We start from the raw sequence: 21,096 nt of genomic DNA on the forward strand, positions 1-21,096 counted from the left end.
CCTCTCTCTATATCAAACTGCAATTTATATATTACAAAATCATATATACTGAACCAGGATGAAGCTCAATCTTTTGTTTTATACATAAATTTAGCAGAACTGCGTTCAAATGTCCAAACGGAATTGAGGATCTTTCAAATATTTCATCAAAAGTCAATGATTCCACTTGCAGCAATCCGATGATCTTTTGTTCATCCGATGAAAGCTGTTCAATGCTAATAGCTTCAGTATCCTTCTTATGTTGACGATTATTCATAATCGAATCAGCTTCCGTCTTCAGCCAAGGAAGCTCTTCGAATATTTGATGCGCACTGCTGATCAAGCGTGCTGCTCCATTGCGTATCAATTCATTGACTCCTTCGCTTTTAGGCGAATGAATCGGTCCGGGGACAGCAAACAGCTCTCTATTCATTTCAAAAGCATGCTTTGCTGTTATAAGTGATCCGCTCTTTGCCGCACATTCTATGACAACAGTTGCCGCAGACATTGCTGCAATTATTCGATTGCGCTGATGGAATTGACCAGGATGAAGTTTCATGCCGAATGGGGTTTCTGAAAGCAGCAACGCTTCATTAGATAGTCTGGCATACAAATGACGGTTTTCAGGAGGGTAGCATTCATTGATAGCTGTAGGCAGCACCGCTATCGTTCCTCCAATGCCCGCTAGCGCTGTTTCATGAGCGATTGAATCAATGCCTCTCGCCAAGCCGCTAACGACCGTTACAGCACCGTCTGACAGCTCCTGAGCAAGCTTACGCGCAGCATGCCTCCCATAAGCTGTAGGCACTCTGGTTCCGACGACAGCTGCAGCAGGTCTTGTCAGCAGCTCCATTCTGCCCAGCGCATATAACACCCAAGGAGGCTGTGAAATTTCTTGAAGCTTTTGTGGATAGCTATAATCAAAAGGAGTCAAAACCTTTATTCCATTATGTTCGTGCTCTGCCGGAATAGCCGGCTGACTTGTCCAATCTTCATGCTCGTTGGCGCGTAAAATTATTTGCGCTTGCACACGGCTCATTCCCGCTTCCAATAGCAATTGCTCTTTCCAATATCGCCTTGTCCACAATCTGCTGGATACAGCCTTATTAATCGCATGCCAGCCAATGCCCGGCAGTTGATGAAGCGCTATAACCATTTGTTTGGCAAGCTCTAAATCGGTTTGATTGATTGACATCGTAACCATCCTCCTGAACGGAGGCCTGCTTGCATACTTTTCTATTGTGCGTTACTGCGCCTTATAATGCAAGTAGACTCTCCCAAAATTATAGGTTTTTTAGCTGAATTTCATTCTTTTCGGCAGTAATTTGCAGTTTAACGGTTTATTTTAAACGTATTTCATCCGAAATTGAACCATAGCACATTGAAAGTTAAGAACAGGCAAAGTGTGAAACTTATATAAAAAAGCAGCCTATTCTCATAATGAGAATAGGCTGCTTACCTAGACCTAGGGTCTTATTTATGCGTGATACATTTTTCAAGAAGGCCTTGCTCTTCAAGAACGCTGACCAAAGTAGATCCCATATCCGAAGGAGTAGGAGCAACTTTGATTCCGCATGCTTCAAGTGTAGCAATCTTTTCAGCTGCAGTACCTTTGCCGCCGGAAATAATTGCGCCAGCATGACCCATACGTTTTCCCGGAGGAGCTGTTGCACCGCCGATAAAACCAACAACTGGCTTTTTCATGTTTGCTTTGATCCACTCAGCTGCTTCTTCTTCAGCAGTTCCGCCGATCTCACCGATCATAATAACAGCGTAAGTGTCAGGGTCATCATTAAAACGGCTAAGAATATCAATAAACTCAGAGCCTTTTACTGGGTCGCCGCCGATACCTACTGCAGAGGACTGACCAATGCCGCGAGTGGTTAGCTGATGAACAGCCTCATAAGTAAGTGTTCCAGAACGGGAAACTACACCTACATGGCCTACTGTATGAATGTAGCCTGGCATAATGCCAATCTTACACTCGCCAGGAGTAATAACACCTGGGCAGTTTGGTCCGATTAGAACGGTTTTGCTTCCTTCCATGTAACGCTTCACATTAACCATGTCAAGGACAGGAATTCCTTCAGTGATACAAATAACTAGCTCAAGACCTGCATCAACTGCTTCCATGATCGCATCAGCTGCAAAAGCAGGTGGCACATAAATTACTGAAGCAGTAGCACCAGTAGCTGCTACAGCTTGAGCAACTGTATTAAAAACAGGCAAGGAAACTACAGAACCGTTTTCAAGTGTAATATCAACGTTTGTTCCGCCTTTACCCGGAGTAACACCGCCAACCATTTGAGTACCGTAATCCAAAGCACCTTTGGCATGGAATAAGCCAGTAGCGCCAGTAATCCCTTGAGTGATAACTTTTGTGTCTTTGTTAACCAAAATACTCAACTAACTCACATCCCCTGATTGAATTCATATGCGCGCAAGTCGCATAGCAAGCATTCTTATTTCACGAGATCGACAATTTTTTGAGCGCCATCCGACATGGAATCTGCAGCTACTATATTCAATCCCGACTCATTCAATATTTTTTTGCCAAGCTCAACGTTTGTACCTTCAAGACGCACAACAAGCGGTTTGTCTAGACTAATTTGTTTAGCCGCTTCTACAACGCCGTTAGCAATTACGTCACAGCGCATAATACCACCGAAAATGTTAACAAAAATGCCTTTAACCTTCTCGTCGGACAAAATAATTTTGAACGCTTCGGTTACTTTTTCAGTTGTAGCACCGCCCCCAACATCAAGGAAGTTAGCTGGGTCGCCGCCATAATATTTAATAATGTCCATAGTCGCCATTGCAAGGCCCGCACCGTTAACCATACAGCCGATGTTGCCATCAAGTGCAATGTAGCTCAAATCAAACTTGGACGCTTCGATTTCTTTTACATCTTCCTCTTCCAAATCGCGCAATTCTACGATGTCCTTGTGTCTGTACAACGCATTGGAATCAAAGTTTAGCTTTGCATCAAGCGCCATTACATTACCGTCTCCTGTAACTACAAGAGGGTTAATCTCTGCAATGGAGCAATCCTTTTCAACGAATGCTGTGTATAGAGCAAGCATAAATTTAACTGCTTTATTAACCAGTTCGTTAGGAATATTGATCGCATAAGCAAGCTTGCGGGCTTGGAATGCTTGCATGCCAACAGCCGGATCGATAACTTCTTTGAAGATTTTCTCCGGAGAATGCTCTGCAACCTCTTCAATTTCAGTTCCGCCTTCTTCAGACGCCATCATCGTAACGCGACCAGTTCCGCGATCAAGCACTACGCCGATGTAATATTCTTTCTTAATATCACAGCCTTGTTCGATAAGAAGTCGTTTAACTTCTTTACCTTCTGGGCCAGTTTGATGAGTTACAAGCACCTTGCCAAGAATTTCTCCTGCATATGCACGAACCTCATCCAAGCTTTTTGCCACTTTAACACCGCCAGCCTTACCACGGCCACCAGCGTGAATTTGAGCTTTTACTACGACTACGGGTGTTCCGAGATCCTTGGCAGCTTCAACAGCTTCGTCTACAGAGAATGCTACTTTCCCCTCTGGTACGACTACACCATACTGTTTAAGAACCGCTTTGCCTTGATACTCATGGATGTTCATTGTCGAAATCCTCCATTTCACAGACTCAATCAGTCATATGTACACATACAAGCATATTGTAACACTTTTTCTTGTCCAATACCTCACTTTCATGTCGAAAGAATACATCCTTTTTGATATGGGTATCATCTCGAAACAAGATCAAACGTCAGATTGAGCGGTATTATGTCGATATTGTTGCCTTTTATAATCATTTTTATGAAAAAATTTAGTTACTCCGTCATATATGCCGTTGACATTATTTCACATATACTCTAACATTGTTACCAATTGGCTAGTGTTGCTGCCCCGTCTTTAAATAGGCGTAATATTACATTCACTGAAGCGTTTGCATATGCTCACGGCAGTCAAGCAAATGGATTTAAATGATAACTTTTTGATATCGTTTCGGTAAGGAAGCACCTTCTGATTCAACATGGAGGTGTTTTTTTGTTTTCCTGTATTCGAAGCGCGAGTGTATATGGCGTAGATGGCCGAGAAATAGCAGTTGAAGTTGATATTTCAAGCGGATTGCCTCAGCTCACAATCGTTGGATTGCCCGACCCTGCTATTCGGGAATCTGTTGAGCGGGTGCGGGCAGCTATTAAAAACAGCGGGTTCACCTTTCCTATGGACCGCATTACAGTCAACTTGGCTCCGGCTGATCTGCGCAAGGAAGGAACTGCCTTTGATCTGGCTATCGCTTCAGGCATTCTTGCAGCGAGCGGTCAAATCGCTGGCAGTCAGCTTAAGGATGTGCTTATTATTGGAGAATTGTCGCTTGACGGCACCGTTAAGCCAGTGCCCGGCGTACTTGCCATGATTGAGCAGGCTAAACACTGCGGGTTAACTAATATAGTATTGCCGGCCGCCAATGCTCATGAAGCATCTTGGATATCGGGGATGAAGCTGTTCGGCATCCACCATCTGAAGCAGCTGCTTGCACTCAGGTTTGAAGCTATTGAAAGCCTTGACAGCCTCGCCCAGCCTGCTGACTGTCATGAAGCCAATACTATGGAGGATTATGCTGAAATTATAGGTCAGCAGCTAGCCTTAAGAGCTATGCTGATCGCAGCTGCAGGCAAGCATAATATGCTGCTGTGCGGTTCGCCAGGCACTGGTAAAACGATGATGATTAGAAGATTACCGACTATTCTACCTTCACTTACAGAGGAAGAAGCACTCGAGGTGACGAAAATATACAGCGTTTCAGGCAAACTCCCGCAGAAGATAAGCGGGTTAATGTCAGCCCCGCCCTTCCGCGCTCCTCATCATACAATTTCCGCCGCAGGTTTAATAGGAGGCGGCTCTATTCCGAAGCCGGGCGAAGTTACACTAGCTCATCACGGCGTGTTGTTCCTTGACGAGCTTGCTGAATTTCCACGCAGTGTGCTGGAGATGCTGCGCCAGCCGCTTGAGGACAGGCAGGTGACGATTGCCAGGTCTAGAGCAACGATTCAATTTCCAGCGAGCTTTATTCTTGCCGCATCGTATAATCCATGTCCATGCGGGTTCAGAAATCAAGAATATGGCAGTAAGCTGTGCACCTGTTCCCCGGCGGCTATCGCTCGTTACTTATCGAGGCTGTCGGGTCCGCTGCTTGACCGTTTTGATCTGCAGCTGGAGATTTCCCGCCCAGCCAGCCTGCGAGAAGAAGCGGCTTCCGCAGATTCAACCGCCAAACAATATGGAAATAACTCAGCTGATATGAAAAGACTTGTCAAGCAAGCAAGAGAGCTGGCCTGGCAGCGCAACAGCATATATGGCGTACGCTATAACAGCCAGCTTGCCGGAGCAGCATTAAAAAAAGCTGCCAATATGAATATATCCGCAGCCCGCCTGCTTGATTATGCATTCCAAAAGTTAAGTATCAGCATGCGTGCTTATGATCGGCTGTTACGGCTCGCCAGAACGATAGCCGATATCGAGCAAATGGAGACCGTTACTGCTGAACATATTGCCGAAGCGATACAGTATAGAAAACTGGAAGAAAAAACAACCGACAATCGTTAAAATGCTCCTTCGATATGTTTCAATTGGTGCGATTGAGCAGTATTACCAAGCTCTATTGCAATGACATCAAATCTTACATGGCGGTCATTCCACTTCTTTGATTGCAAATAATATTGTGCATTCAATCTGATGCGCTGCTGCTTTCGGTTATGTACAGATTCGGCGGCTGTGCCGTATTTGCCGCTGCCTGTTCGCGTACGGACTTCGACAAAAATAACTCTGCCATCATTCTCGGCTATAATATCAATTTCTCCTGTCTTGCATCTCCAATTGGTATGCAGGATATGATAGCCGGACTCGATGAAATAAGCTATGGCCAGCTGCTCGCCCAGCTGGCCTGTCTGCTTTTTATCCAAGCTCATGCTGCCAATCCCTCGCTTTACGATCTGATTGGTATACAAAGGATAATATTTCTGCTACTAATGTAAACAGCTCCGCAGGTATTTCTTGCTCGACATCGAGCTTGGACAATACCTCGACCAAAGAGGCATCCTCCTGGATTGGTACATTATTCTCACTTGCCAAAGCCAATATTCGATCTGCAAGCTCGCCTTTCCCTTTCGCTATTAATACAGGCGCCGTACCTTTCTCCGGCTCGTATTTGAGCGCTACAGCTTTCCGCGGCGCCGTTCTTTCTGCTGCTTCACCCAGCTGCTCCTTGCTCATACTTTGAAATCAACTCCTTTGTAACGAGTTGCCGAGAATAAAGAGGAGTCTGGAGGCGCAAGCTTTGGCTTGTGCTTGCTCTCAACTGCAGCCTCAGCTTCCTCCTGCTTCGACTCATCAGGCATAGCTGTTACCTTAAGAGAGGACAGCTGATAACCGATCTGCTGCATACGCTCTGCCATAGTCAGCCTGGTCGCCTCAGTCAATTCAGCCGTTGCGGGATGATCATTCCAAATATGCAAGCTTACCATTCTATCAGCTACAAATACGTCAATAATCGTTTCTCCAATTGTCTTCATTGACAAATTAAACAACAGTCTGCAATTTTCTGCATCAAGCTCGCCTTTGCGGCCCCTTCTCGTCTGAACATGGACAGAGGCTGTCTGACCGCCTTCTTGATCCTGGAGCGGAATATACATCGTTATATGTGTGAATAAGGAATTGTTGCGCTCCGCTGTCAGCATAAGCTGCTGGCCGGTTATTTGAGATACAAGCTGATTGGCAAGCTCTTTGGCAGCCGCCGGCGCATCGGCCGCAGCAATCAGCTGCAGCAGTGCTCCTTTGAGCGATTCAGCAGCTTGAATAGGCTCGGCATGTGCTGCTGAGCGCTGCATAACTGCAGCTGCCTCATGACTATTCTGCAGCACACGCGCATCGGCTGCAAGCGGATGGCCGCTTGCATGCGCAGGCGATGCCGGAGCAGCAGCTTGCTGATGCTGTGATACGCTGCCGCTCGGGGCAGACGGCTGCAGGTCAGTCTGCATCGCTTGCGAGCCGCCAGACGCGACCGCTGACGTATTCGCCGCGTTCGCTTGTACAGCAGCAGTCGCCTGCTGCTGCCCTGGCTGCGCCTGAAGGCTTTGTGCTGGAGGCTGAAAAGCAGACTGCTGAGCGCCGCCGCTGCTGGAGGAAGCGCCCGCTTGATTTGTCATCTGCGCTGTCATCGCAGATGGAGCCTGCGGGCCAGCTTGCGGCTGCGGAACTGTTGCTGCGGTCGCTTGCTGCGCTGCACCATTATTCAAAATGGCAGCGTTGGGAGTGTTTGCTGCTTGAGCTGGAGCTTGTGCTGCAGCTTGCAACCCGCCCCTTCCGCTCGAGGAAGCCTGCTGCAGCTGCTCTGAATATTGCTTCGTAGCTTGTTTGGCAAGCTGCAGTTCATGATCGACCCCCAACCACTTCATCATGCCGCCAAGCCAGTTCGCTGGTTGAGACTGGCTGGCTTGGGCAGCTTGTGCTGTCCCTCCTCCTTGACCTGGCACATTGCCCTCACCTTGGAAATGATTCAGCGTACCACCCGCGCTGCCAGCTTGCTGTAAGCTTGCTGCCATACCGCTTGTTACACCTTTTCCACTACTCGTTAATCCTTGCAAAAAAGAATTACCGGCATCAAGCAAAGACAATACTTTCGCTGCAGCTTGAAGGAAGGCTGCGGAGCCCGCTCCTGAAGAAACGAGTGATGCAGATTGATTGGCCAAAGCCCCGCTTAGCATGTTGCGCAATGATTGCAGCAATTCATGCTGCGGCTGGCCGAACATGATTTGCTGCATGGCGGAGATCGTTGCAGCAGTCAATGGCATGCCGCGTTTAAATGCAGCAGCGGCAGCTTGCATCCACTGCTCCATATTAGCGCCAGGAGGCAGCAAGGAGGCTGCCTGCTGAAAAGCGGCAGCAGTAGCCCGGTTAAAAGTAAAACCCTCCTGCCGTAAATCCTTTACTAGCTCGACAGCCCATTTTTGATCAGGCAGTCCAAGCTTTTTAGCAATATCTCTAAAGGTATCATCCAGCATGCCGGCGGCAACCGGATCCACCTGTTTCATAATAATTGTAGAGCCGCTTGACTGCGGCTGAACCTGCAAAAAGGCAGTCTGGCCCGCTTGCAACGGAGATTCAAGCTTTGCTCTAACCTGCACTCCTTGTATTTGAACGATCGCTTCGTTATTATCAAGCAGCTGCGATACTACGCCGCGTACTGTTTGACCAACTTTTAATTCCAGCGTCCGCGAATCGCCAACCGTCTGTTCGCCGAGTAAGCTTCTCATTAAGTGACTGATATTCATAAGCTCGTTCCTTTCAGAGGCATTTCTCACTCTATCTTTATATCGGCTTATAAGGCTGTTCCATGAAGAGCGAGCTGCAAGCAAGTTGAAATCTGCCGTCCTAATGAACACTACTGCTGCACTTTTATGGGGAAAGTTTAATTCGAAATTTCATATAGAATAAACCGAAATGACTCGAAAAACATTATTGTGCTAAAAAACATACAAACTATCGCGGCTGTTGAGTGTCGTGAGTCACTTTGTACGAAAAACCATACAAACTGCGCAACTGAGGAGTGTCGTGAGTCTCATTGTGCGAAATTGAGCTTATTGATAAAGTACAGTATGGAGAATAGACAAGTCTACATTCAGCTCGTGGTAACTAAGTACATTTTGTGCATCCAGATTTTCTTTTTCATCGAATAAATGATTCAAATGGATTTCATGCATCTAGTTTTATTGAATTACTCTATTATTTGCGAATTGCGCCAAACTAGATGTAGTTTTTCCCCTTAGAATCACAAAAAGCCAAATTTCTTAAAACTAAGCGCATGAAATCAGGCTGTTGAAAAACGCTAACGGAACTGAGACACGCTATTGTACGGAAATCAGCTTATTCTAAAATCTAAAGGAACTGAGAAACTTTATTTACTCAAATTCACTACCTAAACGGGGGAAAGATCACTATAGCGCTCCACAGTTCCGTTACAGTTTTAAAACACCTTTTTATTGCTAAATAGAGCCTCTCAGTTCCGTTACAATTCTAAACAGATGGCATTACGACTTTTGCTCGGTTATTTAACTACTACAACGAATCGACGGCTTCCCGCTTACTGCTTTTGGTCTGTTTTCCGGGCTATTAAGCTGTTGCGGAGCTTTTTCAACAGCCTGATGAAATACAGTTAGCTTTAGCGCGCGAGTACTTGTTACTCAAAAGTTAGCATAAGCGCGTGAGTGCTCTTACCACATAACAGAGTTAGCCGTCGTCGCAAAGCGTGTGTTACGGTTTTCCAACAGCCTGAGAAATTCCACATTGTCACATTTATCACCTATATTAACGAACTATATTAATGACCTATAAAAAAACTCGCCCCTAACGCCGCCCCATTATGGGCAAGCATTACAGGCGAGTCTTTCGCAGTCTATGCTTTGCTTGTCTCGCTAAACTTTGCTTGTCTCGCTAAAAATTTTTTTCAAAAATGTCGCTCTATGCTCAGAGCTAGGTCCTCTTAGCAGAAGCTGCTCGCGATGAAGCTTAGTTGCATATCCTTTATGTACCGCGATCCCATATCCGGGAAATTTCTCTTCCCATTCATTGACACATAATTTGTCTCGGGTCACTTTTGCAACAATTGAGGCGGCAGCAATCGTCTGGCTGATCGCATCACCTTTTATTAAAGATTGCTGCGGCGCTGCAATATCCAGCTTTTCAGCATCTATTAATACATAGTCAGGCGCCGGCTCCAGCGACTCCACCGCAATCTTCATTGCAAGCCTGGACGCTTGCTTAATATTGATCCGGTCAATTTCCGATGCGTCAATTCTTGCTACAGACCAAGCGATGCACTCTGCAATAATTTCTTCATACAGCTGTTCACGCTTGCGCTCTGTTAACTTTTTGGAATCATTTATGCCTTCAATAATCAATCCCGGGGGCAAAATAACTGCCGCGGCCACTACATCGCCAAACAAACAGCCGCGCCCAACTTCATCCACCCCCGCTATTGCTGTGTATCCCATCTCCCATAGCATTTGTTCATGCTGCAGCACTATCTTTTCCCCCTGCCTGAATCTATCGTTGATGGCGACGCGCAGGTTTACTCCTCCGAGCCAATCGAACGAACCGGCATATCTTCATACGGCTCCTCCAGCGTCAAGCGGCCCAGCTTGCCTGAACGAAGATCACGCAATATTAATACTGATGCTTTTTCCAAATCAATATGACCGCCGCTCACGACACAGCCTCTGCGTCGCCCGATTTCTTCCATCAACTCAACGATTGCTGTTGGATTTTCGAAATCCTCCGGTTTGTTTTTCAAATCATAGCGCTCAGACAACGCCGGCCAGTATCGCTTGGCTAGCTCCTTCACAGCGTAAAAGGCAATATCATCTACATGAAGAATTTCTTCCTTGATTGCGCCTGTAACAGCCAAGCGGTAGCCTACCTTTTGATCCTCGAATTTGGGCCATAATATACCCGGCGTATCCAGCAGCTCCATATCACCGCTCGCCAGCTTGATCCATTGCTGGCCTTTTGTTACGCCTGGACGATCCCCGGTAGCAGCTATCTTTTTTCCGGCCAATCGATTTATTAGCGTCGATTTACCAACGTTCGGAATACCGACTATCAATCCTCTGATTGCTCTTGGGTTAATTCCTTTGGCAACCTGCTTGTCGATCCACTCTTTTAATATCTCTTTGGATTTCACAGCAATTTGACCAACCTGGAAGCCTGTCGACGAATCGACAGCGATACATTCATGCCCTTCATGCGCAAAATACGCCATCCATTGCTCCGTCGCCTTCGGATCAGCCAAATCACTTTTATTCAATACGATCAACCTTGGCTTATGCAGCAAAATTTCATCGACCATCGGATTGCGGCTCGACATTGGAACACGAGCGTCAAGCAGCTCGATTGCGATATCAATCAGCTTGAGCTTCTCTTGTATTTGCCGGCGCGCTCTCGTCATATGACCTGGAAACCACTGAATATTCATCTACTCACCTCATGGTGTATACTGAGCCGTACTAGTAATGATTAATGAATTTGATTTGGTTGAGCGGCCAGAATATTACCTCTGCACGACCAATAATTTCTTTTTCATTAATAAAACCTAAATAACGGCTGTCTGTGCTGTCTCCTCTATTATCCCCCATTGCAAATACAGTTCCCTCCGGAACGACAGTTTCACCATTTTTGGAATTAGGATAATTGTACTGATTGCCGCTGCCATTATACAGCATGCCCTGAGCATGCTTGGCTGCTACAACCTCTCTTATATACGGCTCATCTATAAGCTTGTCGTTAATATATAAATCATCGCCCTTAAGCGAAATTGTATCGCCAGGTACGCCAATTACACGCTTAATAAACTTTCTTCCTTGTTCAGGAACATTAAATACGATTACATCTCCATATTTAGGCTTCCCTATATTGTATATCAATTTGTTCACGATCAACCGTTCACCCGTTTCAAAATTCGGCTGCATCGACGCGCCATCAACAATAAACGGCGAAAACAGAAACTGTCGGATAATAAAAACAAGCACGATGGCTATTACTAGCGCTTTAGTCCACTCCAAATACTCATTGCCGGCTTTTTTACTTTTTACTTTGCTTCCATGTACCGCGGAACGGTCGGGCATATCTGCATGTTCTGATTGCGAAGAAGGAGATTGGTCCGTTATTTGTTCATTCCATTGATCATTATCATGTTTATTCACACTCATCAAATTCTCCTTTTCTAGTCATATTGCTATACGTAACAGCCGCCTCATTCGTAAAGGGTGCGATCGGTTACAAAATCGAAAGAGAAGGCAGCCTACACCCAATACGTTCAACTTTTTTCCTGAAAAACGAAAAGGAGCTTGTTTGCGCAAGCCCCTCTTGTCGTTTTAACGAATCTCTTTAATTCTAGCAGCTTTACCGCGCAGACTGCGAAGATAGTAAAGCTTCGCACGGCGTACTTTACCACGGCGAGCCACTTCGATTTTATCGAGTTTAGGCGAATGAAGCGGGAAAGTTCTTTCCACACCTACACCGTAAGAAATTTTACGCACTGTAAATGTTTCGCTAATGCCGCCGCCGCGACGTCTGATTACAACGCCTTCGAACAACTGGATACGCTCGCGCGAACCCTCAACGACTTTAACGTGAACTTTCAAAGTGTCACCAGGACGAAAGCTCGGAAGATCCTTACGCAATTGATCTTGTGTAATTGCTTGTACGATATTCATTTCGTTCACTCCTTCCACCATAGACGTTCTTATAGGCTCCTAGGCTCCACGATTCCTCTGAATCGCTTCATGGCGTATAGCGGACCGTCCGACTTTAAGAACAACACTGCAAATTCTACCATAACCAGCGCAATATTTCAACACTAAAACCGTGCTAAACGTTTATTTTTATTTGCTCTTCCTCCGCAATTTTTTTCAGCCACTGCCGTTCCTTATCTGTCAGCTCTGCAGCGCTTAACATATCAGGACGCCTGCGCAGCGTACGCAGCAATGACTGCTCTCTGCGCCATATCTCAACATTGGCGTGATGACCCGAAACAAGCACGTCCGGCACACTCCAGTCGCGAAATACAGCTGGCCGAGTATAATGCGGATATTCCAGCAAGCCCGTGCTGTACGAATCTGTAACAGCAGAGCTAGCATTGCCGAGCGTTCCAGGAAGAAGGCGGACAACGCTATCAATTATAGTCATAGCTGGCAGTTCGCCTCCGGTCAGCACGTAATCGCCGACAGACAGCTCATCTGTAACCAGATGCTCGCGAATACGTTCATCATAGCCTTCATAATGTCCGCAAATAAGAATGAGATGCTCTTCCTTAGCAAGCTCCTCCGCCTTTTTCTGTGAATACGGTTGACCCTGCGGGCACATAAGTATGACGCGCGGCTTGCCAGCCGGTTCATTGGCTTTTATGAGCGCCTCAACCGCCTCAAATACTGGCTCTGCCTGCAGCACCATTCCTCCGCCGCCTCCATAAGGATAATCATCGACCGTCTGATGTTTATTTTTGGAGTAATTGCGAAAGTTGACAGCCTGCAAGGATACAATACCTTTGTCCCTAGCCTTTCCAAGAATGCTGGCATTAAATACACCATCGAACATTTCTGGAAACAAGGTGAGCACATCTATTTTCACACTAAATCAATCCTTCCAAAAGTCGAACAGTCACCTGCTTGTTTGCTACATCCACGTCAAGTACAACTTCGTCTATGACAGGAAGCAATATTTGCTTGCCTTGATTTTTTGGACGATCCACAACCCACACATCATTGGCGCCCGGCGATAAAATTTCGCTGATCGTTCCTAGCTGCTCACCATCTTCCAACACAACCGTGCAGCCGATAATTTGGTGATAATAGTATTCTCCTTCATCAAGCTCCCCTTGATTCGCCTCTGATACTTTTAAGCTCCAGCCTTTATATTTTTCAACTTCGTTAATGTTGTCCAAGCCTGCAAATCGAATAAAATACATATTTTTTTGCAATCTTGCAGCTGTAACTGTAACCTGCAGCGATTCCTTACCAGACTCATTCACAAGCAGCAGCTCGCTGCCTGGCGCAAAGCGCTCATCAGCAAAGTCAGTTTGCGGCAGCACTTTGACATCGCCGCGAATACCGTGCGTATTTACTAGCTTGCCGACTGTGTACCATTTTTCGCTCATCATACCGCCCCTTTATTTTATCTGTTTCATACAATCTATTATAACACGCCAAGAAGGCCAGGATCATGATCCCAGCCCTCTCTAGTCGCGTGCGAACTATGAATTTATATCGACGACTACACGCTTATTCGATTTGACTGAAGCTGACGTTACAACCGTACGTATCGCCTTGGCAATACGCCCCTGCTTACCGATTACTTTACCGATATCGTCGGGGTGTACTGACAGCTCGTAAATCACGCTGCGTTCATCATCCTTCACTTGTACTCGCACATCTTCAGGATGATCCACCAAAGCCTTCGCTATGACAAGAATTAATTCTTTCATCACAAAGCCCTCCGCTGTTCAACAGTTATTTCTGTTGCTTAAGCTCATGGAACTTCTTCAATACACCTGCTTGAGAAAGCAAGCTGCGAACTGTATCAGATGCTTGAGCACCATTTTGCAACCATTTCAAAGCTTTATCTTCATCGATTTTTACTTGAGCCGGTTGAGCAACCGGATTGTAAGTACCGATTTCTTCGATAAAACGTCCATCGCGCGGGGAATGAGAATCAGAAACCACTACGCGGTAGAAAGGAGCTTTATGAGCACCAATGCGTTTCAAACGGATACGAACTGCCATTTATAATTCACCTCCTTCAATCAAATAAAAGCCTCTATATATTAAAACGGAAATTTCATGTTTCTTCCCATCAAGCCCTTAAGCCCTTTTTTTCCTTTGCCTTTCGGACCCTTCGGTCCCATCATGGATGAGAACTGCTTCATCATCTTGCGCATATCATCAAATTGCTTGATCAAGCGGTTGACTTCAACGATGGTTGTTCCGCTGCCGGCAGCGACGCGCTTGCGTCTGCTATGATTAAGCAGCTCCGGCTTTTGCTTCTCTTCCTTCGTCATCGACTTGACGATCGCTTCAACGCGAGAAATCTGCTTGTCGTCTACCTTCATATCCTTCATATTTGCCTTCATTTTGCCCATGCCAGGCAACATATCCATAAGCTGATCAAGCGGTCCGAGCTTGCGCACCTGCTCCATTTGCTCAAGGAAATCATCAAAGGTAAATTCGGCATTGCGCATTTTGCGCTCCATCTCAGCCGCTTTTTCGCTATCGATATTCGCTTGTGCCTTCTCAATAAGCGAAAGCATGTCTCCCATGCCTAAAATTCTTGAAGCCATGCGCTCCGGATGGAACGGCTCGAGCGCATCGATTTTCTCGCCCATTGCTGCAAACTTGATCGGCTGGCCGGTTACGGCCTTGACCGACAGAGCGGCACCGCCTCGCGTATCGCCATCGAGCTTGGACAATACGACGCCTGTCAGCTCAAGCTGCTCATGAAAGCTCTTCGCAACGTTAACTGCATCCTGACCTGTCATTGCATCTACAACGAGCAACACTTCATCCGGCTTTACAAACGCATGGATCTGCTTGAGCTCCTCCATGAGCGCCTCATCAATATGCAGACGGCCGGCTGTATCGATAATAACATAATCGTTACCATTGTCCTTTGCGAACTGCAAGCTTGCTTTGGCAATTTCAACCGGCGATACTTGATCGCCCATTGCAAATACCGGCGCGCCGATTTGGCCTCCAAGCACTTGCAACTGCTTGATAGCTGCAGGCCGATAAATATCGCATGCTACCAAAAGCGGCTTGTGATTGCTTTTTTGCAGAAGCTTAGCAAGCTTTCCTGATGTAGTCGTCTTACCCGCACCCTGCAAGCCGGCCATCATAATGACAGTCGGAGGCTTGTTAGCCTTGGCTAGCTTGCTCTGTGTACCGCCCATAAGCTCAGTCAGCTCTTTATTAACGATATCGATGACGACCATGCCTGGAGTAAAGCTCTTCGTCACATCAATGCCGACTGCGCGTTCCTTTACCTTCGCGATAAAATCCTTTACAACCTTGAAGTTAACGTCCGCTTCAAGCAAGGCAAGCCGCACCTCGCGCATCGCCTCCGAAACGTCCTCTTCGGATACTTTGCCTTTTCCCTTCAGCTTGCTGAATACATTTTGCAATCGACTGGTTAAGCTTTCAAATGCTGCCATGAACCGTCACCTCCTTCTTGTAATTGTTCGGTTTGATGGTATGCCTGAATCCATTCCATCAGACACTGCTTGTCTTGTGAAGTCAAAGCCAGCTGCTCGATACCGCGCTTCAGCTGTCCAATCAGCTGCTCACGCCGTTCGTGCTTTTCCAGCAATTCTAATTTTCGTTCATAGGTTTCAAGCGCCTGTTCTGCTCTTTTTATATTGTCATAAACAGCTTGGCGGCTAATATTAAATTCAGACGCAATTTCGCCAAGCGAGAAATCATCATGATAGTAATATGAAAGTATAGTACGCTGCTTCTCTGTTAATAAAGGCTCGTAGAAGTCAAACAACAAATTAATCCGCGTCGTTCTGGCCAGGGCATTCGCTTCCTCAGCACTCATTGCCTCGCCCCCTTCTTACATTTCGCAAACCTGTCAAGTAACATCCCTTTACAGCATATCAACGATACTTATCATACTTGAGTTCACTCAGCCTGTCAAGTCTTTTTACTTGTCACATCAATATGTTTTTTATTTTAAAATAAAAGGACCGCCTATTAAACCGGTCCTCCTAGCTATCGTTTACTTGTCCTGCGTTACTGCGTCCTGCTGCTCTTCTTTCACAATCAAGCCTGCGAACAGTGCATGTACAAATTGCTCCGAGTCAAACTGCTGCAGATCCTCCATTTTTTCGCCCAGCCCTACAAGCTTAACCGGCAAGTTCAGCTCATTGCGAATCGCGATGACGATACCGCCCTTGGCTGTGCCGTCAAGCTTCGTAAGCACCAAGCCTGTAACGCCGCTCTTCTCGCCAAACAGCTTGGCTTGGCTTAATGCGTTTTGTCCCGTCGTAGCATCAAGAACCATCAGCACCTCATGAGGAGCATCCGGAATCTCACGCTGTATAACACGAAAAATTTTGTTCAGCTCTTCCATCAAATTGGACTTGTTTTGCAAACGGCCTGCGGTATCGCAGAGCAATACGTCTACTCCGCGCTGCTTGGCAGCCTGAACGGCATCGAACATGACGGCCGCCGGGTCAGAGCCGGCCTGCTGCTTCACTACATCTACACCGACGCGGGTCCCCCATACCTCAAGCTGTTCGATTGCGCCCGCGCGAAAAGTATCGCCGGCAGCAAGCAGGACACTCTTGCCCTCGCTTTTGAATTTATGGGCAAGTTTGCCGATTGTCGTCGTTTTGCCTACTCCATTTACGCCAACAAATAGAATAACGGTAATGCCGTCTTTCGCCATGCGCAGCTCAGCGTTGTCGTCACCCTTAAGCAAGGCAACCAGCTTCTCTGACAAAATAGGCTGCAGCTCAGCAGCATCTTCAATTTTTTGCTTTTTGACTTCCTTGCGCAAATCATCGATTAATTCCATAACCGTCATAACCCCGACGTCTGCACCGATCAAAATTTCTTCAAGCTCCTCATAAAATTCCTCGTCGATTTTTTTGCGGCGAAGAATGAGCTCCTCTACTTTTTCAACAAAAGCAGTCCGCGTCTTGGACAAGCCTTCCTTAAATACATTAGTTACCGCCTCTGTTTTCGAAGCGATGCTTTCCTTCAGCTTTTTAAAAAAACTCATTGCTGCAGCTCCTTCATTTTTGCTATAACCCTTCAAAACCTTTTATCTTTTATCAAAGACAGCCATTTACGCAGTTACTTGGTTTTCTTCCTCCTCCAGCCGTACGGAGACAAGTTTGGAAACGCCGCCTTCCTCCATCGTAACGCCATAAAGCACATCTGCTTCTTCCATCGTACCCTTACGATGAGTAACGACAATAAATTGCGTCAGTTCAGAAAACTCACGCAAATATTGAGCGAACCTGGACACATTGGCCTCATCCAATGCTGCCTCAACCTCATCCAGCACGCAGAACGGAACCGGCTTCACCTGCAAAATCGCAAACAACAAGGCGATTGCCGTCAGCGCCCGCTCTCCGCCTGATAGCAGCTGCAAATTTTGCAGCTTTTTGCCTGGCGGCTGAGCCACGATATCTATTCCCGTATCAAGGACACGATCCGGCTCCACCATAACCAGATCTGCGCGGCCGCCGCCAAACAGCTTTCCAAATACGACGACAAAATGGCTGCGGATCGCTTCAAAGGTCGTCCTAAAGCGTTTGGACATCTCTTCATCCATTTCGCTTATAACCTGGTAAAGAGTAGTCTTTGCTTCAATTAAATCATTTTTCTGCTCGGATAAAAATTCATAGCGCTCCTTGATGCGCTCATACTCATCTATCGCCCCTAGGTTGACGTCACCCAACGCAGTAATTTGCCGCTTCAAATCTCTGACATCGTGCTGCGTTCCGGCAATATCCTCCGGTACCGGGTATTGCGTGCGGGCCAGCTCAAAGCTTAGCTCATACTCTTCACTCAGCTTGCGCAGTAAATTTTCAAGCTCAACATCCATACGATTAGCTGCTATTTCAGTTTGTCGCATTTGCTCTTCAATATCGCGAAGCTGGCTGCGCTGCTCCTTCGTTTCATTTTCGCCCTGATCCAGATCAGCAATTCTTTGCGCCCTTGCAGCACGCTTGAAATCGGTCTGCTCTGCGCACTGCTGCTTTTTAATCCGCAATTCATTGAGCTGCTCGATTTGATTGCTCGTTTCCTCTTCATGGCGAATGGTCTCAGCAGCTTGCTGCTCTGCAATCTGGCGCAGCTGCTGAAGCTCCTGCTTCGCATGCTGAATATCAGTGCGGACGCGAGCAGCCTGATCCAGACTCGACAAGCGCTCCTGATCGGTTTTGGCGACTGCAATTTTGAGGTCGGTCAACTGTCCCTGAAGCTGCTCCTTGGCATTCTCGCTAGCCTTGCGCTGCTCTTCCGCAAGCTTGATCGCCTCTTGCAATCTTGCTTCATCATCTGTCAATTTCTCCAGCCGCTCATTGGCAAGCTTAATCGCTTCCTCGGCAGCTGTCTGCTCCGAAACATGCGTAGCGCGATCAGACGACGAAATTTCCAGCTGCTCCTTCATATGACGCTCTTCGCTTTGCAGCTGATCCAGCTGGGACTTTGCCTGCTGTTCTTCAAAACGGCACTGCTCCGCCTGCTCTCTCAGCTGATCGAATTTCTGATTGCGGATTGATTGCTCCTTGCGCAAATCGGATAGCTTATCGCGCAAATGCTCTACAGTGCTCTTAGCTTGGACAATTTCTTGATCCAGCGCTTCAATTTGGCGCTGGCGCCCAAGCAGGCTTGCACCCTTCTTGTGAAGACTGCCGCCAGTCATCGAGCCGCCCGCATTAACGACGTCGCCTTCTAGTGTTACGACACGGAAACGGTACTGGCATCTCGAAGCGATCCGATTCGCCTGCTCCAACGTCTCTGCAAGCAGGACGTTGCCCAGCAAACTGAACACAACAGCGTTGTACTGGCTGTTGCACTGAACAAGCTCGGCAGCAACGCCGACAAAGCCGTCGAGGGATTGCAGCATGCGCTTGTCCTGCTCAGGTATATGCCGCGCCTTGATTACATCAAGCGGCAAGAACGTCGCACGCCCCAGCTGCCTTTGCTTCAAAAAGCTAATGGCTGATCTAGCTGTCTGTTCATTTTCCATTACAATATGCTGCATCGCATTGCCAAGCGCTGTCTCTACCGCAACTTCAATTCGTTCCGGCACAACAATCAGTTCGGCTATCGCGCCATGCACACCGGAAATTCCGCTTGCACCGCGCCTAGACGCTTTAAGCACCTCTTTAACACCTTGCATAAAACCGTCGAGCGCATCCTGCATTTCCTTCATCGTATCCCGTCGCGAAATACAGCTGTCCAGCCTTTGCTCCCATTTGCGAAGCGACTGCGACACCTCGTCCAGCATAGATGTTATCTCTTTCAGCTTTTCGGATTCCGTAATAGAATCGTTACGGATCTTGCTGAGCCGCTCCAACGTTTCATTAATTGTCCGCTGGAGCTCAGAATGGCGCTGTTTCAGCCGTTCCTGCTGCTCCGTCCATTTATTTTCATCCTCATCCAGACGTTCCATTCTGCGCTGCAGCGATTCCTGCTGCTGAGCGTAATAGCGCAGCTCGTTGCGGTGCTGAGCCATACTGCTCAGCACTTCCAGCAGCTCTGCCTTAAGTCGCTCCTGAGCATCCATTACAGCCTCGCCAGATACGCCGAGCAAATTAGCTTCTTCCTCGGCAAGCGCCGCCTTCAATTCCGACAGCTGAAGCTCCAAGCCGGCAGCTTTGCTGCGGTACTCGGCTTCCTCCTTCGAAAGCAGTACGATTCTTTCATCCTGCGCAGCGATGCTTTGCTCAAGCTGCTGCTTGTTCTGCTCCAGATTTTTTTTGCGTTCCTTCAGCACCTCGCCGTAGCCTTCGCACTTTTCTGCCTCTTCGCTAATTTGCAGCATCAAAGCGTGCAGCTCATCTAGCTCGGCTTCAATATTGCGCAGCAGCTGGCGGTCATTTTCCAAATGGGCGTCATGCTTGCTTACGACCGTGGACAGCTGCAGCTGCTGTTGCTTGAGCTGCTCCAGCTTCTGATTGGACTCTTCCCAGGATCGATGGACCGTCTCGATATTATGTACGTACATCGAGATCTCTTTTGTTTTAAGCTGCTCTCTGAGCGATTTATAATGAATAGCTTTCTCGGATTGCTTGCGCAATGGCTCGACCTGATCCTCAAGCTCCGAGACAAGATCATGGATGCGCAATAAATTTTGCTCAGTCTCATCGAGCTTTTTTTGCGCTTCACGCTTACGCGATTTGTATTTGACGATTCCTGACGCTTCCTCAAAAATACCGCGGCGATCCTCTGATCTTGTACTTAATATTTCTTCAATTCTGCCTTGTCCAATAATGGAATAAGCTTCCTTTCCGATACCGGTATCCATAAACAATTCAGTAATATCCTTAAGCCGGCATGGCTGCTTGTTAATGAGATATTCACTTTCCCCGCTGCGGTGAACACGCCTGGTGACGGTTACCTCATTGTACTCTAGCGGGAGCGCATTATCCTCATTGTCCAGAGTAAGAGATACTTCTCCGTAATTGACTGCCTTGCGGGCATCGCTTCCGGCAAAAATGACATCTTCCATCTTGCCGCCGCGCAAGCTTTTGGCGCTTTGCTCGCCCAGCACCCAGCGAATGCCATCTGAAATATTGCTTTTGCCGGAGCCGTTCGGCCCAACGACAGCTGTAATGCCGTTGACAAATTCCATTTCGGTCTTGTCGGCAAATGATTTAAAACCTGATAATTCGATCCGTTTCAAAAACATGGTATGGCTTTCACCTCATAGCATATTGTATCATATTAACTCTTAAGAAACGACTAGCATATGCACGAGAAACGGCTGCTTCACCGTCTTTTTTTGACAAGGACAAACGGCTCCCTTATTCTTCGCTTTAATG

At 47.1% G+C, this 21,096-nt stretch carries 19 protein-coding genes; 1 reads left to right on the plus strand and 18 read right to left on the minus strand.

The features are described from left to right. Window positions 1–31: 31 nt before the first annotated feature. The 3 genes from dprA to sucC all read right to left on the minus strand — a co-directional run bounded on the left by dprA (window position 32) and on the right by sucC (window position 3,602). Window positions 32–1,174: a DNA-processing protein DprA gene (dprA, locus tag V1L65_RS06480; protein WP_331698279.1), complete on the minus strand. Its 1,143-nt coding sequence runs from the start codon at window positions 1,172–1,174 to the stop codon at window positions 32–34. Between the two features lie 278 nt (window positions 1,175–1,452). Then, window positions 1,453–2,385 carry a succinate--CoA ligase subunit alpha gene (sucD, locus tag V1L65_RS06485; protein ID WP_331698280.1) on the minus strand — a complete coding sequence of 311 codons (933 nt, stop codon included), beginning with the start codon at window positions 2,383–2,385 and terminating at the stop codon, window positions 1,453–1,455. 56 nt (window positions 2,386–2,441) lie between these two features. Further along, window positions 2,442–3,602: an ADP-forming succinate--CoA ligase subunit beta gene (gene sucC / locus V1L65_RS06490; RefSeq protein WP_331698281.1), complete on the minus strand. Its 1,161-nt coding sequence runs from the start codon at window positions 3,600–3,602 to the stop codon at window positions 2,442–2,444. A gap of 429 nt (window positions 3,603–4,031) precedes the next feature. On the opposite strand from sucC, the gene V1L65_RS06495 reads away from it, so the two are divergent. Beyond that, the gene (locus tag V1L65_RS06495; protein ID WP_331698282.1) at window positions 4,032–5,594 is read left to right on the plus strand and encodes a YifB family Mg chelatase-like AAA ATPase; all 1,563 of its coding nucleotides are present in this window, start codon (window positions 4,032–4,034) and stop codon (window positions 5,592–5,594) included. Here V1L65_RS06495 and V1L65_RS06500 read toward each other — a convergent pair. The 15 genes from V1L65_RS06500 to smc form a co-directional block, all read right to left on the minus strand. Then, entirely contained in the window at window positions 5,591–5,956 is a 366-nt protein-coding gene (locus tag V1L65_RS06500) for a YraN family protein (RefSeq protein WP_331698283.1), read from the minus strand. The genes V1L65_RS06495 and V1L65_RS06500 overlap by 4 nt on opposite strands. After that, complete coding sequence (locus V1L65_RS06505; RefSeq protein WP_331698284.1) at window positions 5,943–6,260, minus strand: EscU/YscU/HrcU family type III secretion system export apparatus switch protein; 318 nt, start codon at window positions 6,258–6,260, stop codon at window positions 5,943–5,945. Before V1L65_RS06505 ends, V1L65_RS06500 begins: the two co-directional genes overlap by 14 nt. Further along, a complete protein-coding gene (locus V1L65_RS06510; protein ID WP_331698285.1) occupies window positions 6,257–8,299 on the minus strand; it encodes a hypothetical protein in 2,043 nt (680 codons plus the stop codon). Before V1L65_RS06510 ends, V1L65_RS06505 begins: the two co-directional genes overlap by 4 nt. Before the next feature lie 1,158 nt (window positions 8,300–9,457). Then, a complete protein-coding gene (locus V1L65_RS06515) occupies window positions 9,458–10,066 on the minus strand; it encodes a ribonuclease HII (protein ID WP_331698286.1) in 609 nt (202 codons plus the stop codon). A 47-nt stretch (window positions 10,067–10,113) separates the two neighbouring features. Then, a complete protein-coding gene (gene ylqF / locus V1L65_RS06520) occupies window positions 10,114–11,016 on the minus strand; it encodes a ribosome biogenesis GTPase YlqF (protein WP_331698287.1) in 903 nt (300 codons plus the stop codon). A 31-nt stretch (window positions 11,017–11,047) separates the two neighbouring features. Further along, window positions 11,048–11,749 (minus strand): signal peptidase I, encoded by a 702-nt coding sequence (gene lepB, locus V1L65_RS06525; RefSeq protein ID WP_331698288.1) that lies wholly within the window; start codon window positions 11,747–11,749, stop codon window positions 11,048–11,050. Between the two features lie 165 nt (window positions 11,750–11,914). Further along, the gene (rplS, locus tag V1L65_RS06530; RefSeq protein WP_331698289.1) at window positions 11,915–12,256 is read right to left on the minus strand and encodes a 50S ribosomal protein L19; all 342 of its coding nucleotides are present in this window, start codon (window positions 12,254–12,256) and stop codon (window positions 11,915–11,917) included. Window positions 12,257–12,410: 154 nt separating this feature from the next. Continuing rightward, window positions 12,411–13,169 carry a tRNA (guanosine(37)-N1)-methyltransferase TrmD gene (gene trmD / locus V1L65_RS06535; RefSeq protein WP_331698290.1) on the minus strand — a complete coding sequence of 253 codons (759 nt, stop codon included), beginning with the start codon at window positions 13,167–13,169 and terminating at the stop codon, window positions 12,411–12,413. A 1-nt stretch (window position 13,170) separates the two neighbouring features. Next, window positions 13,171–13,695, minus strand: a complete 525-nt coding sequence (gene rimM, locus V1L65_RS06540) for a ribosome maturation factor RimM (protein ID WP_331698291.1) — start codon at window positions 13,693–13,695, stop codon at window positions 13,171–13,173. A gap of 96 nt (window positions 13,696–13,791) precedes the next feature. Then, window positions 13,792–14,022 carry a KH domain-containing protein gene (locus V1L65_RS06545; RefSeq protein ID WP_331698292.1) on the minus strand — a complete coding sequence of 77 codons (231 nt, stop codon included), beginning with the start codon at window positions 14,020–14,022 and terminating at the stop codon, window positions 13,792–13,794. A gap of 25 nt (window positions 14,023–14,047) precedes the next feature. Continuing rightward, window positions 14,048–14,320 carry a 30S ribosomal protein S16 gene (gene rpsP / locus V1L65_RS06550; protein WP_331698293.1) on the minus strand — a complete coding sequence of 91 codons (273 nt, stop codon included), beginning with the start codon at window positions 14,318–14,320 and terminating at the stop codon, window positions 14,048–14,050. Between the two features lie 41 nt (window positions 14,321–14,361). Next, a complete protein-coding gene (gene ffh / locus V1L65_RS06555) occupies window positions 14,362–15,744 on the minus strand; it encodes a signal recognition particle protein (protein ID WP_331698294.1) in 1,383 nt (460 codons plus the stop codon). Further along, window positions 15,723–16,130: a putative DNA-binding protein gene (locus V1L65_RS06560; RefSeq protein WP_331698295.1), complete on the minus strand. Its 408-nt coding sequence runs from the start codon at window positions 16,128–16,130 to the stop codon at window positions 15,723–15,725. Before V1L65_RS06560 ends, ffh begins: the two co-directional genes overlap by 22 nt. Before the next feature lie 180 nt (window positions 16,131–16,310). Next, a complete protein-coding gene (gene ftsY, locus V1L65_RS06565; RefSeq protein WP_331698296.1) occupies window positions 16,311–17,318 on the minus strand; it encodes a signal recognition particle-docking protein FtsY in 1,008 nt (335 codons plus the stop codon). 66 nt (window positions 17,319–17,384) lie between these two features. After that, window positions 17,385–20,963, minus strand: a complete 3,579-nt coding sequence (gene smc, locus V1L65_RS06570; RefSeq protein WP_331698297.1) for a chromosome segregation protein SMC — start codon at window positions 20,961–20,963, stop codon at window positions 17,385–17,387. Window positions 20,964–21,096 lie beyond the last annotated feature (133 nt).

Origin of the sequence: Paenibacillus sp. IITD108, from assembly GCF_036541265.1 — a bacterium.
GTDB lineage: Bacteria > Bacillota > Bacilli > Paenibacillales > Paenibacillaceae > Pristimantibacillus.